This window comes from Paenarthrobacter sp. DKR-5, assembly GCF_018531425.1.
In the GTDB taxonomy this organism is placed as follows: Bacteria; Actinomycetota; Actinomycetes; order Actinomycetales; family Micrococcaceae; genus DKR-5.
In genome coordinates this window covers 298,686-311,927 of sequence record NZ_JAHBOI010000001.1, presented here as the reverse complement: position 1 = coordinate 311,927, position 13,242 = coordinate 298,686, and the positions used below count along the sequence as shown (strand labels likewise).

General features: G+C 68.3%; 12 protein-coding genes. 9 read left to right on the top strand and 3 right to left on the bottom strand.

The window, feature by feature from the left end:
* Window positions 1-33 precede the first annotated feature (33 nt).
* The 3 genes from paaK to KIH31_RS01500 all read right to left on the bottom strand — a co-directional run bounded on the left by paaK (window position 34) and on the right by KIH31_RS01500 (window position 4,124).
* Window positions 34-1,299, bottom strand: a complete 1,266-nt coding sequence (gene paaK / locus KIH31_RS01510) for a phenylacetate--CoA ligase PaaK (protein WP_214425642.1) — start codon at window positions 1,297-1,299, stop codon at window positions 34-36.
* 107 nt (window positions 1,300-1,406) lie between these two features.
* Window positions 1,407-1,868 (bottom strand): hydroxyphenylacetyl-CoA thioesterase PaaI, encoded by a 462-nt coding sequence (paaI, locus tag KIH31_RS01505; RefSeq protein WP_214425289.1) that lies wholly within the window; start codon window positions 1,866-1,868, stop codon window positions 1,407-1,409.
* A 105-nt stretch (window positions 1,869-1,973) separates the two neighbouring features.
* The gene (locus tag KIH31_RS01500) at window positions 1,974-4,124 is read right to left on the bottom strand and encodes a S9 family peptidase (protein WP_214425288.1); all 2,151 of its coding nucleotides are present in this window, start codon (window positions 4,122-4,124) and stop codon (window positions 1,974-1,976) included.
* Window positions 4,125-4,195: 71 nt separating this feature from the next.
* Between KIH31_RS01500 and KIH31_RS01495 the strand changes: the two genes are divergently transcribed.
* The 9 genes from KIH31_RS01495 to KIH31_RS01455 all read left to right on the top strand — a co-directional run bounded on the left by KIH31_RS01495 (window position 4,196) and on the right by KIH31_RS01455 (window position 13,215).
* On the top strand, window positions 4,196-4,963 hold the full coding sequence (locus KIH31_RS01495) for a TetR/AcrR family transcriptional regulator (RefSeq protein WP_214425287.1): 768 nt from the start codon (window positions 4,196-4,198) through the stop codon (window positions 4,961-4,963).
* A gap of 14 nt (window positions 4,964-4,977) precedes the next feature.
* Window positions 4,978-6,999, top strand: a complete 2,022-nt coding sequence (locus KIH31_RS01490; protein WP_214425286.1) for a PTS mannitol transporter subunit IICBA — start codon at window positions 4,978-4,980, stop codon at window positions 6,997-6,999.
* On the top strand, window positions 6,996-8,144 hold the full coding sequence (locus KIH31_RS01485; RefSeq protein ID WP_214425285.1) for a mannitol-1-phosphate 5-dehydrogenase: 1,149 nt from the start codon (window positions 6,996-6,998) through the stop codon (window positions 8,142-8,144). Before KIH31_RS01490 ends, KIH31_RS01485 begins: the two co-directional genes overlap by 4 nt.
* Before the next feature lie 340 nt (window positions 8,145-8,484).
* Window positions 8,485-9,495 carry a 1,2-phenylacetyl-CoA epoxidase subunit PaaA gene (paaA, locus tag KIH31_RS01480; protein WP_214425284.1) on the top strand — a complete coding sequence of 337 codons (1,011 nt, stop codon included), beginning with the start codon at window positions 8,485-8,487 and terminating at the stop codon, window positions 9,493-9,495.
* Window positions 9,492-9,803 (top strand): 1,2-phenylacetyl-CoA epoxidase subunit PaaB, encoded by a 312-nt coding sequence (gene paaB / locus KIH31_RS01475; RefSeq protein ID WP_214425283.1) that lies wholly within the window; start codon window positions 9,492-9,494, stop codon window positions 9,801-9,803. Before paaA ends, paaB begins: the two co-directional genes overlap by 4 nt.
* Window positions 9,800-10,633 (top strand): 1,2-phenylacetyl-CoA epoxidase subunit PaaC, encoded by an 834-nt coding sequence (gene paaC, locus KIH31_RS01470; protein WP_307857497.1) that lies wholly within the window; start codon window positions 9,800-9,802, stop codon window positions 10,631-10,633. Before paaB ends, paaC begins: the two co-directional genes overlap by 4 nt.
* Window positions 10,634-10,649: 16 nt before the next feature.
* Window positions 10,650-11,195, top strand: a complete 546-nt coding sequence (gene paaD, locus KIH31_RS01465; protein ID WP_307857526.1) for a 1,2-phenylacetyl-CoA epoxidase subunit PaaD — start codon at window positions 10,650-10,652, stop codon at window positions 11,193-11,195.
* Window positions 11,195-12,364, top strand: a complete 1,170-nt coding sequence (gene paaE / locus KIH31_RS01460) for a 1,2-phenylacetyl-CoA epoxidase subunit PaaE (RefSeq protein ID WP_214425282.1) — start codon at window positions 11,195-11,197, stop codon at window positions 12,362-12,364. Before paaD ends, paaE begins: the two co-directional genes overlap by 1 nt.
* 80 nt (window positions 12,365-12,444) lie before the next feature.
* The gene (locus KIH31_RS01455) at window positions 12,445-13,215 is read left to right on the top strand and encodes an enoyl-CoA hydratase/isomerase family protein (protein ID WP_214425639.1); all 771 of its coding nucleotides are present in this window, start codon (window positions 12,445-12,447) and stop codon (window positions 13,213-13,215) included.
* Window positions 13,216-13,242: the final 27 nt, after the last annotated feature.

Sequence of the window (13,242 nt, the reverse complement as noted above, 5' to 3'; positions counted from 1 at the left end):
TCTCTCATGACCGGACGGTCGGTCCGGGGCCGCTCAGGCCTTCTCCCGCAGGTCATAGATGCGGCGCAGCTTGCCGTTGGAGCGCTCGAGGCTGCCGGGCTCGACGACGTGGATCCGGGCGGTGGAGCCAATGTGGATCTTGATCTGCTTGGCCAGATCCGCCCCGGCCGCCTCGCGCTGCTCGGCAGTGGTGCCGTCGCGGGGCTCGATCTTGACCGTGAGCTGGTCCATCCGTCCGGGCCGGGTGATCTCGAGCTGGAAATGCGGGCTCAGGGCGGGGATGCGCAGCGCTATCTCCTCCACCTGCGAGGGGAAGAGGTTCACGCCGCGCAGGATGATCATGTCGTCGCTGCGGCCGGTGATCCGGCCCATCCGGCGCATCGAGGGCCGGGCGGTCCCGGGCAGCAGCCGGGTCAGGTCCTTGGTGCGGTAGCGGATGATCGGCAGTGCCTCTTTGGTGAGGGAGGTGAAGACCAGTTCGCCGTGCTCGCCGTCGCCGAGCACCTTGGAGATGTCGAACGGGTCGACGATTTCGGGGCGGAAGTGGTCCTCCCAGATGTGTGCGCCGTCCTTGGTTTCCACGCATTCGCCCGCCACCCCCGGGCCCATGACCTCCGAGAGGCCATAGATGTCGCAGGCGTCAATGCCCAGCCCGAGTTCGAGTTCGTGCCGCATCTCCTCGGTCCACGGCTCGGCGCCGAGAACGGCGTACTTCAGCGACGTGGCCCGCGGGTCCAGGCCCATGTGCTGCATGGCGTCCATGATGGTCAGCAGGTAGGTGGGCGTGCACATGATGACGTCCGGCTCGAAGTCCTGGATCAGCTGGATCTGCTTCTCCGTCTGGCCGCCGGACATCGGGATCACGGTGGTGCCCAGCGCCTCGGCGCCGGCGTGGGCGCCCAGGCCGCCGGTGAACAGGCCGTACCCGTAGGAGACCTGCACCTTGTGGCCCGGCCGTACCCCCGAGGCGCGCATCGAGCGGGCCACCAGGTTCGCCCAGTTCCTCAGGTCGTTCTTCGTGTAGCCGACGACGGTGGGGCGTCCGGTGGTGCCGGAGGAGGCATGGATGCGGGCAACCTCCCGCTGGGGGACCGCGAACATGCCGAACGGGTAGGACTGGCGCAGGTCCTCCTTGGTCGTGTACGGGAACTTCGCGAGGTCGCTGAGCTCCTTCAGGTCGCTCGGGTGCACCCCGGCGTCGTCGAACTTGCGCGTGTACAGGGGGACCTTCTCGTAGGCGTACGCGACGGTGTGCTGCAGCCGCCGGAGCTGAAGCGCTTCGAGCTCGTCGCGGCTCATGCGCTCCTCTGCGTCGAGGGTAGCGGGCTGGTCGGCGCCCGTGGCGGCTGCGGGCTGGGCGGAGTCGGCGGCTGATGCGGTGGCAAGGGTGGTCACGGGGAAGCCTCTTATTTCTTGCTGATGGCGGTGTTGCTGACGGTGCGGCTGCGGCCGCGGAATTCGGCGACGACGACGTCGCTGCCGTCGTCGCCCGGTGTGGTCACTTGGATGTCGTAGATTCCGGTGCGGCCCTGGTGGCTGCGCAGTGTGGCGGTGGCCGTGAGCTCGTCGTCCAGGCGGGTGGCGCGCAGGAAGCTGATGTCGGCACCCGTGGCGACGGTGCTTGTGCCGCCGTCGCCAAGCGGGTCGTTGCAGACGAGGGCGAAGGCCGTGTCCGCGAAGGCGAAGATCATTCCGCCGTGGGTGATGCCGAAGCCGTTGAGCATCTCCTGGCGCACCCTCATGCGGATGCGGACCAGGCCCGGTTCGAGGGTAAGGACCTCGACGCCCATCCAGCGGGTGGCGTAGTCGTTCTCCAGGATCGGATGCGCAAGGTCAGCGGTGAGCGACTCGACGTCGATGTCGGGCATGTGGCACCTCTCACAGTTATTTACCGAATGTTCATTAGGTAATACCCGCGGGGGTGCCGCTGTCAAGCGGCGGGGGAGTCGCCGGCCCGGCTCAGGGCGACAAGATCAGCGCAGCAGTTCGGTGGCGCCCAGCGCGTCGGCGAGGAAGGCGTAGTCCCATGCCCTGTTCTTCCACTGCTCGTACCGGCCGCTGGCGCCGCCGTGGCCGCCGTCCATCTCGGTGCGCAGCAGCACCGGGGCGCCGCCCGTGGTGACTTCGCGCAGTGCCGCCACCCATTTGGCCGGCTCGACGTAGAGCACGCGGGTGTCGTTGAAGCTCGTGACTGCGGCAATCCGCGGGTAGGCGGCCGGGCGCAGGTTTTCGTACGGGGTGTAGGAGCGCATGTACTCGTAGACCTCCGGGTCCACGATCGGGTTGCCCCACTCCTCCCACTCCAGGGCCGACAGCGGCAGGTCCGGATCCAGGATGGTGGTCAGCGCGTCCACGAACGGCACCTGGGCCAGGATGGCGGCGTACTTCCCGGGCGCCAGGTTGGCCACCGCGCCCATCAGCAGGCCGCCGGCGGAGCCCCCCATCGCGGCGATCCGGGCAGGGTCCGCCCAACCGGAGGAGGCGAGCCAGTCCGTGGCGTCCACGAAGTCGGTGAAGGTGTTCTTCTTGTTCAGCTTCTTGCCGGCGTCGTACCAGGGCCGGCCCAGCTCGCCGCCGCCGCGGATGTGGGCGATGACGAAGATGATGCCGCGGTCCAGCAGCGAGAGCCGGGCGACGGCGAAGGCCGGGTCCATGCTCACCTCGTAGCTGCCGTAGCCGTAGATGACGGCCGGGTGGCTGCCGTCCTGCGCCAGTTCCGCGCGGCGGATCACCGAGAGCGGGATCCGGGTGCCGTCCGACGCCGTCGCCCATGCCCGTTCGGCCACGTAGCGCTCCGGATCGTAGCCGCCAAGCACAGGTGTTTCCTTGCGCAGCAGCAGTTCACCGGTGGCCAGGACGTAGTCGTAGACGCGCGGCGGGGTGAGGAAGGAGGTGTAGCCCAACCGGATCTGCGGCGACTCGTAGTCCGAACCGGAGAGGTGGCAGGTGAAGAGCTCCTCATCGAAGCGGGGCTCCGCCGCCTCCTGCTGCCGGTCCGTGCCCAGGCCCTCGAGCGGCAGCAGGCGGACGGTCTCGATGGTGTCCTTGCGCACTGAGACGAGCAGGTGCGTCTTCGTGACGGCGGCACCGTTGACGCGCACCTCGTCATCGTGGGCAATCACGGTGGTCCACCGCTGGTCCTCCAACGGCCTGCCCAGCTGCGAGGCCGGCAGCAGGCTGACCATCGAGTTCACCGCGTTGCGGTTGTGCGTCAGGATGAACTGGCGCTCGCCGTCGAGGGTGACCGGCTCGGCCTCGTAGAGGATCCGGGCGTCCCGCGGGATCACGGTGAGCAGTTCCGCAGCCGGGTCGGCCAGGTCCAGCACCCGCGTCTCGCTGTATTCCGAGCACCCGATCGAGACCACCAGCGACATCCTGTCCGCGGACAGCTCGAAGCCTGTCCACATGGCGACGTCGTCCTCCTGGTAGAGCACGACGTCGTCCTCCACCGGGGTGCCGAGGGTGTGCGCCTTCACCTGGTAAGGGCGCCAGGAGTCATCGACCACCGTGTAGAAGAGGCGGCGGCCGTCCGGGGAGAAAGCGATCCCGTAGAAGACGTTCTCGACGACGTCGGGCAGCAGTTCTCCGGTGGAGAGGTCCTTCACCCGCAGGGTGAACCGCTCGTCCCCGGCGTAGTCCGCCGCGTACGCGTACAGGTTGCCGTCCAGGGTGACGGCGGCGCCCCCGAGGGAGAAGAACGGCTTGCCTTCGGCCTCGGCGTTGCCGTCCAGCAGCACCTGCTCGCCGTCCACCGGCCGGCCCGCCTCCACGGCCGGAGGCGTCCAGTCCGCGGCCTGGTCGCCGGTGTCCCGCGCCGCGACGCGGCAGTGGATGGCGTAGGCCTGGCCCTCCACGGTGCGGCTGTAGTACCACCACTGGTCCTTGCGCCCGGGCACCGAGAGGTCGGTCTCCTGCGTCCGCTTCTTGATTTCGTCGAAGATCGCCTGGCGCAGCGGCTCCTGCCCGGCGGTGACCGCATCCGTGTAGGCGTTCTCCGCCTCGAGGTGGGCCTTGACCTCGGCGCTGTCCCTGTCCCGCAGCCATTCGTAGTGGTCCACGAAGGTGTGGCCGTGGTGTGTGCGCTCGGTGGGGACCTTTTTGGCGGGCGGCGGTGTCAGCGTCATGGCACAACACTAGCCGCCGCGACAGTGTGACCCACTTCATATAGCAGTGCTATAGGTGCTAAGGTAGCGCCGTGCGAAGCAACGAGGGTCTGCCGGCGAGGGAGCGGCTGCTGCAGGCGGCTGCTGCCCTGCTGGCGAAGTCCGCCGGCGGGGATGTCTCCACCCGGCAGATCACCCAGATGGCGGGGGTCAAGGCCCCCACCCTGTACCACCACTTCCGCGACAAGGAAGCGCTCTTCGATGCGGTGGTGGCCTCCGGGTTCGAGCAGTACCTGGCGGAGGAACGGGACTTCGCGCCCAGCGGCGATCCGCTCGAGGACCTGCGCCGGGTCTGGGACCGGCACGTGCAGTTCGGCCTCGAGCACCCCAGCTTCTACCTGGTGATGTTCGGCAACATCCGGCCTGAACGTCGCCCCGCATTGGTGGCCGACGCCGAGGGATCCATGAAGGAGCTGCTCGAAAAGGCCGCCATCGCCGGTGCCCTGAGGGTGTCCCCGCAGCAGGCCGCGCGAAGCATCCTCGCGGCCAACGTGGGCGTCACCCTCATGCTCATCTCCGCCCCCGAAACGGAGCGGGACCTGCACCTGTCCGAGATGACCCGCGAGGCGGTCATTTCGGCGGTCCAAGCCGACGGCTCGCTGTCCCCTGCGGGACTGGCAAGCGCGGAATCGTCGGTGGTGGTGGCCGCCATCGCGCTCAACGCCGCGCTCGAAGCCTCCAATCCGGAGCAGCTCTCCAGCTCCGAACTCAAGCTTTTCCTTGAATGGCTGCACCGGATCTCCAGCAGGACTCCCGGCGCTGCTACCCGCTCCGAAACAGACCGTTTCTACAACCCCTAAGAAGAGGAACGATTATGAGTACAGCAGCTACAGCCGCCCCCCGAGGCGCCGGCGCCCGGGTGGCGGTGCAGCGGTTCGGCACCTTCCTTTCGGGAATGATCATGCCCAACATCGGGGCGTTCATTGCCTGGGGCGCCATCACTGCGTTCTTCATCCCGACCGGCTTCACTCCCAACGAGACGCTGGGCAAGCTGGTCGCTCCGATGATCACCTACCTCCTGCCGCTGCTGATCGGCTACACCGGCGGCAAGCTGGTCTACGAGGTGCGCGGGGGCGTGGTCGGCGCAGTTGCCACCATGGGTGTGATCGTGGGCACGGAGATTCCCATGTTCATGGGTGCCATGATCATGGGTCCGTTGACCGCCTGGGTCATGAAGCACGCAGACAAGCTCTGGCACGAGAAGGTGAAGGCCGGCCTTGAGATGCTCGTCAGCAACTTCTCGGCCGGCATCGTCGCAGCCATCATGGCGGTCTTCGGCATGCTGGCCATCGGTCCGGTGGTCTCCGCCTTCAGCAGCGCGGCCGGCGGCGGCGTGCAGTTCCTCGTCAACAACGGGCTCCTGCCGTTCACCTCGATCCTGATCGAGCCTGCCAAGGTGCTGTTCCTGAACAACGCCGTCAACCACGGCATTCTCACTCCGTTGGGCACCCAGCAGTCCCTGGAGCAGGGCAAATCGATCCTGTTCCTGCTCGAAGCCAACCCCGGCCCTGGCTTGGGCCTGCTGCTGGCCTACTCGCTCTTCGGCAAGGGCCTGGCCAAAGCCTCGGCCCCCGGGGCTGCATTGATCCAGTTCCTCGGCGGCATCCATGAGATCTACTTCCCGTACGTGCTGATGAAGCCGGTTATCATCCTGGCCACCATCGCCGGCGGCATGACCGGCATCTTCACCCTCGTGGTCACGGGCGCAGGGCTGCGAGCGCCCGCTTCCCCCGGCAGCATCTTCGCGGTGCTGGCGATGGCGCCGGTGAACAGCCTGTTCGGGGTGCTGCTCTCGGTGGTGCTGGCTGCCACGGTCTCATTCATCGTCGCCTCTATCATCCTGCGCACCAGCAAGGACAAGAGCAACGAGGGCGACCTGCTCGCCGCGACCGGCCGGATGGAATCCATGAAGGGCAAGAAGAGCTCCGTGGCCTCCGCCCTGACCGGCGGCGCCGCAGCCGGAGCCGCGGCCGGACCGATCCACAGCATCGTCTTCGCGTGCGACGCCGGCATGGGCTCCAGCGCCATGGGCGCCTCAGTGCTGCGGAACAAGATCAAGGCCGCCGGGTTCAACGACGTCAAGGTCACCAACGCCTCCATCGCCGCCCTGAAGGATGAATACGACCTGGTCGTCAGCCACCAGGACCTCACCGACCGCGCCCAGGCAAAGACCCAGAGCGCCCGGCACGTCTCGGTTGAAAACTTTATGAACAGTCCGGCGTACGACGAGGTCGTTGAGCTCATCCGCGAGGAGAACGCCCGCCCGGCTGCCGGCGGCGAGCCGGCGATGGCAGGCGGAGCCCCTGCTCCCGCCGCAGCCTCGGTTGCCGGCGTCTCTGCCCCGGCCGGCGCCGCAGCCGCGGCCGCCGCGCCTTCTGCGGCCGGCGGCGGAACCGCCGAGGCCGGGATCCTCACCCGGGACCGGGTGATCCCGACCGGCACTGCGACGGACCGTGACGCGGCGATGCGTGAAGCGGGCCAGCTGCTGGTCGACAGCGGCGCGGTGGAGGCGGCCTACATCGACTCCATCTTCGAGCGCGAGCAGTCGGTGTCCACCTACATGGGCAACCTGCTGGCGATCCCGCACGGCACCAACCAGGCAAAGTCCCTGATCAAGCGGTCCGCCATGTCCTTCGTCCGCTACCCGGACGGCATTGACTGGAACGGCAAGCCGGTGAAGTTCGTGGTCGGCATTGCCGGCGCCAACGACGAGCACCTCGGCATCCTGCAGGCGATCGCACGGATCTTCTCCGACAAGGAGAAGGTGGCCGAGCTTGAACAGGCCGCCGGGCAGGACGAAATCCTGGCCATCCTCGGAAAGGTGAACGAAAAGTGAGGGCAGTCCACTTCGGTGCGGGCAACATTGGCCGCGGCTTCGTCGGACTGCTGCTGCACCAGGGGGGCTTCCACGTCGTGTTTGCCGATGTCGCGGAGGCGCTGATCGACCAGCTTCGCGCCGCCGACAGCTACCAGGTCCACACGGTGGGGGAGGACTCGGCCACCCTCACCGTGGACGACTTCAGTGCGCTGAACTCCGGCACCGCCGAAGACGACGTCGTCCAGGAGATCGCGGGGGCCGACGTCGTCACCACCGCCGTCGGGCCGAACATTCTCAGGTTCGTGGCGCCCGTGATCGCCCGCGGCCTCGCCGCCCGAGCCGACGGCGCGGCGCCGCTGCAGGTGATGGCGTGCGAGAACGCGATCAACGCCACGGATCTGCTCGCCGAGGAGATCCGCAAGGCCTACCCCGCGGATGCACCGGCACTGGAGGGCCGAGCGGTGTTCGCGAACACCGCGGTGGACCGGATCGTGCCCAACCAGGAGCCGGGCCAGGGCCTGGACGTGACGGTGGAGACGTTCTTTGAGTGGGCCGTGGAACGTGGTCCGTTCAAGGGCGCCGAGCCCGACATCCCCGGCGTCACCTGGGTGGAGGACCTTGCTCCCTATATCGAACGCAAGCTGTTCACGGTCAACACCGGGCACGCCACCAGCGCGTACTTCGGTTTCGCCGCCGGGCACGAGAAGATCTCCGACGCGCTCGCCGATCCCGCGGTGGCCGCCAAGGTCCGGGCGGTGCTTGAGGAGACCAAGGCGCTGCTGGTTGCCAAGCACGGCTTCGCCGAGGCCGAGCAGGAGGCGTACGTGCAGAAGATCCTCACACGCTTCGCCAACCCCTACCTGCCGGACACGGTGGTGCGGGTGGGCCGGGCACCGCTGCGCAAGCTCAGCCGGCACGAGCGGTTCATCGGACCCGCGGCGGAGCTCGCCGAGCGGGGGACCACGCCGTCGGCCCTGCTGGCTGCGATCGGGGCTGCTCTGCGCTTCCGGGTGCCCGAGGACCAGGAGAGCGTGCAACTGGAGGAGATCCTGCGGACCGAGGAGCCGCTGGAGGCCGTGCGGCGGATCACCGGGCTTGAGCCGGACCACCCGCTGTTCCCCGGCGTGCTCGCCGAGGTGGAGGCCCTCGCCGTCAAGGGCTGAGGGCGACCGTCCGGGTCCTGGGCGGGAGGGCCGTGCTGCTTCGGCAGTGCGGCCCTCCGGCGTTTCCGGCCTGGACTGGTGCCCGTGCTACGCAAACCGTTGCCACGTATTTCGCTGCTGTTTTGGTCAGCTGCTGTCGGTGCAACACGGGCGGCTGACTGAAACGACAGTGGCTGATGGAAACCCGGCAATTGGACACGGACCGGGCAGGCGATGCGGCTGGGCCGCCCGGAGCGCCCCGTTCGCTTGACGGCGCGAACCCCCGTCGATATTCTGAACGAACGGTCGGTAATTATCTCCGGGGCTCCATGCCCGGAGCGCACAGCGAGGTGATCTCCCCATGGCAGGAAACAACGACGCCGCTCTCCATGCAGTGGACGGCTCCGGCGAATCCCCCGAGGACGCCGCCGGCAGGGCCAACTTCGAACGGGTGATCGCGGAGGATTCGCGTATTGAGCCCAAGGACTGGATGCCGGAGGCTTACCGCCGAACCTTGGTGCGGCAGGTATCCCAGCATGCGCACTCGGAGATCATCGGCATGCAGCCGGAGGCCACCTTCATCAGCCGGGCGCCGAGCCTGAAGCGCAAAGCGATCCTGATGGCGAAGGTGCAGGACGAGGCCGGGCACGGGCTCTACCTCTACTCGGCGGCCGAGACGCTGGGCACGCCCCGGGACGTGATGACCGAGCAGCTCATCGCCGGCAAGGCCCGCTACTCCTCGATCTTCAACTACCCGGTGGTCTCCTGGGCGGACATCGGCGCAATCGGCTGGCTGGTCGACGGCGCGGCGATCTGCAACCAGGTCCCGCTGTGCCGGGCCTCCTACGGACCCTACGGGCGCGCCATGGTGCGGATCTGCAAGGAGGAGTCCTTCCATCAGCGGCAGGGCTTCGAGATCCTGCTCGAGCTGGCGAACGGCACCGCGGCGCAAAAAAAGATGGCGCAGGACGCGATCAACCGCTGGTACGCGCCGGCGCTGATGATGTTCGGGCCGCCCGACGCCGATTCCCCCAACTCGAAGCAGTCCATGGACTGGAACATCAAGCGGTTCAGCAACGACGAACTGCGCCAGCGGTTCGTGGACATGATCGTCGAGCAGGTCAAGGCGCTCGGACTGACCCTGCCTGACAAGGACCTGGCCTGGAATGAGGAAACCGGCCACTGGGACTTCGGCGAACTCGACTGGACCGAATTCAAGGACGTCCTCGCCGGCCGCGGGCCGTGCAACTCGCAGCGTCTGGAACGGCGCCGCGAGGCCCATGAGCAGGGCGCCTGGGTCCGTGAAGCCGCTGCGGCCTACGCCGAGCGCACCGCCCGCCGCCACGAAGAACTTGCAGGAGCAGCATCATGAGTGAAACCGCCCAGAACCAGCCACAGCACCACCGCTGGCCGCTCTGGGAGGTGTTCGTCCGCTCCTCGCGAGGGCTCTCCCACGTGCATGCCGGTTCGCTGCACGCGCCCGACGCGGCCATGGCCCTGCGGAACGCCCGCGATCTGTACACGCGCCGCAACGAGGGCGTGTCCATCTGGGTGGTGCCGGCTGACGCGATCGCCGCCAGCGACCCCGATGCCAAGGGTTCGTTCTTCGAATCCCCGCAGGGCAAGGACTACCGGCATGCCACCTACTACACGAAGAGCGAAGGGGTGAAGCACCTGTGAGCGGATTCGCCTCGGAGTCGGCCACCCGGATTACCCCTGGCAACGCGCTGCGTCCGGAGGACATCGCCGTCGCCAACGCCGAGCACACTGCGCCGGAACCCGTGGCCGAGTACGCGCTGCGGCTGGGCGACGACTCGCTGATCCTCGCCCAGCGCCTGGGCTGGTGGATCTCGCGGGCACCTGAACTGGAAGAGGACGTCGCGCTGGCCAACATCGCGCTGGACCTGCTCGGCCATGCCCGGTCCTTTTTGACGTACGCCGGAGGCTCCTGGGGCAAAACCGAGGACGATCTGGCCTACTGGCGCGGCGAGGACCAGTTCCGCTCTGCGCATCTTTTCGAGCAGCCCAACGGGGATTTCGCCCGCACCATCGCCCGGCAGCTGGTCGTCTCCTTCTATCAGCACGAGCTCTACAGCCGGCTCACCGGCTCCAGCGACCCGACGCTGGCCGCGATCGCCGCCAAGGCCTTGAAGGAAGTCGAGTACCACAAGGACCACAGCTACCAGTGGCTGCAGCGGCTGGCGCTGGGCACTGAGGAGTCCCGCCGCCGCATGGTGCACGGCCTCGAGCTGACCTGGCCCTACGTGGAGGAACTCTTCAGGGACGACGCGCTCATTGACTCCCTCGGCAATGCCGCCGTCCGGCCTTCCAGCCTTCGGGAGCCGTTCGACAAGGCGATCGCCGCGGCCCTCGCCGAGGCCGAGCTCGAGGTTCCGCAGGTGCCCGCCGCGCGCGGCGGCGGCCGACAGGGCAACCACTCCGAGCACCTCGGCTTCATCCTGGCCGAGATGCAGGTGCTCGCCCGCGAGCACCCAGGGGCCACGTGGTGAGCCGGCGGTGACAGTCGTGGACACCACCCCCACCGCACTGAAGGGCACGCGGCCGCTGGAGCCCGAGGCTGCCGCCGCCTGGGACATCGCCGCCACCGTGTGCGACCCGGAAATCCCGGTGCTGACCATCGAGGACCTGGGCATCCTGCGCGACGTCGCCGTCCAGCGGGACGATACCGGCCTGCGGGCTGACGTCGCGATCACCCCGACCTACTCCGGATGCCCGGCCATGGACGCGATCAAGGACGACGTCGCGGCCGCGCTCGCCGGCGCGGGATATGCCAGCGTCAACGTCCGCCTGGTCCTCGCCCCGGCGTGGACCACGGACTGGATGACCGAAGCGGGCAAAGCCAAGCTCGCCGAGTACGGTATTGCGCCGCCCTCGGGCCGCTCCGCCGCCGGCGGCCATTCCGGGCCGGTCCGGCTGTCCCTGAGCGTGAAGTGCCCGCAGTGCGGCTCGCTCAACACGAAGGAACTGACCCGTTTCGGGTCCACGTCCTGCAAGGCGCTGTACGTCTGCCAGGCGTGCAAGGAACCGTTTGACTATTTCAAGGTGCTCTGATGACCGAAGCTCTCCAGGAAACCCCGCAGCAGGCGTCCCCGCGGCGCGCCGTCTTCCATCCGCTGACGGTGTCCGCCGTGCGCCGGCTGACCGAGGATGCCATTGAAGTCAGCTTCGCGGTGCCCGCGGAGCTCGCCGGCCAGTACGACTACCTTCCCGGCCAGTACGTGGCCCTGCGCACGGAGCTGGAGGGCCAGCAGATCCGCCGCAGCTATTCGATCTGCGCCGAGCCGGTGCCCGGTGAGATCCGCGTGGCCATCAAGCGGGATCTGGGTGGCCTGTTCTCCACCTGGGCCAACGCCAACCTCAAGGCCGGGGATGTCCTGGACGTGATGAGCCCGATGGGTGCATTCATCTCGCGGCACGGCATGACCGAAATGAACCACCCCGAGCAACTGCTCGGCGAGGGCGCCAAGGCGGGCGGAAGCTTCGTGGCGTTCGCGGCGGGCTCGGGCATCACCCCGGTCATCGCAATAGCCAGGACGCTGCTGGCGGCGTCGCCGGAGACCACCTTCGACCTCGTCTACGCCAACAAGGCCGCGATGGATGTGATGTTCCTCGAGGAACTGGCGGACCTGAAGGACAAGTACCCGTCCCGGCTCGGTCTGCACCACGTGCTCTCGCGCGAGCAGCGCATTTCGCCCCTGCTCTCGGGGCGGATCGACGCCGCGAAGCTCGCCACGCTCTTCGAAACGGTGCTGGACACCGACGACGTCGACGAATGGTTCCTGTGCGGGCCGTTCGAGCTCGTGCAGCTGTGCCGCGACACCCTCGCGGCCCGCGGCGTGGCCGCCGAAAAGGTGCGCTTCGAACTGTTCAGCACCGGCACCCCCGACCGGCCGGAAGGCCAGGCCGGCCGGCCCGTCGTCGTCGACGAATCCGCCAGGAACTACTCGATCAGCTTCACGCTCGACGGGCTGACCGGAAAGGTTTCCAGCCCCACGCACGCCCGCGAGTCCATCCTGAACGCGGCGCTGCGGGTCCGGCCGGATGTGCCGTTCGCCTGCGCCGGCGGAGTCTGCGGCACCTGCCGGGCCAAGGTGGTCTCCGGCTCGGTCGAGATGGATGAGAACTACGCCCTCGAACCGGACGAGGTGGCCAAGGGCTACGTGCTGACCTGCCAGTCGCACCCGACGACCGACGAGGTGGCCGTCGACTTCGACGCCTGATGCTTCACCGAGCCCGCCTGACGAACCCCGAAGCCTGGCCGACCCGCCCGGCCAACCCCAGCCAAGGAGTCTGAATGTCAATGATCGACCTGTCTGTCCGGGACGGCATCGCCGAAATTGTGCTCAACGCACCGCAGAAGCTCAACGCCCTCGATGAGCAGGCGCTGGCCGACCTGGGCCGTGCCTACGACGACGCCGCAGCTGCTGAGGTCAGGGCGCTGCTGCTGCGCGGCGAGGGCCGGGCCTTCTGTGCCGGACGGGACATCGCCGGCGTTTCCCCCGAGACCGACGACGCGCTCGGCTACCTGGGCGGCCTGGTCACGCCGCTGCTGAAGAAGATGAGCGCGTTCCCGGCACCGACCTTCGCGGCCGCCCACGGCGCCTGCCTGGGCGTCGGCCTGGGCCTGCTGGTGGCCACCGACGTGGTCTACGTGGCCGAGACAGCGAAGATCGGATCCCCGTTCGCCAACCTGGGCGCCACCCTCGACTCGGGCGGACACTGGCTCTTCACCGAGCGGCTCGGGGCGCACCGCACCCTGGACCTGATCTACACCGCGGAACTGATGAGCGGTTCCGACGCCGTTGCCCAGGGCCTGTTCAGCCGGGCAATGCCCGAGGCGTCGCTGCTGGAGACGACCCGCGGGATCGTCGCCCGGGTGGCCGACGGTGCCACCGGTGCTTTCGCCGCGAGCAAGGAGCTCGTGGCCCGCATCCGCGACCAACGGCTGGGCCTGTGGGCCGCCATCGACGAAGAGAACGCGGCGCAGGGCGAGCTGTGCCGCAGCGCCGACTACGCGGAAGGGTTCGCCGCCTTCCAGCAGAAGCGCAGGCCGGTGTTCAAGGGCGCCTGAGCGTCGCCGGCTCAGCCGCCGCAGCCC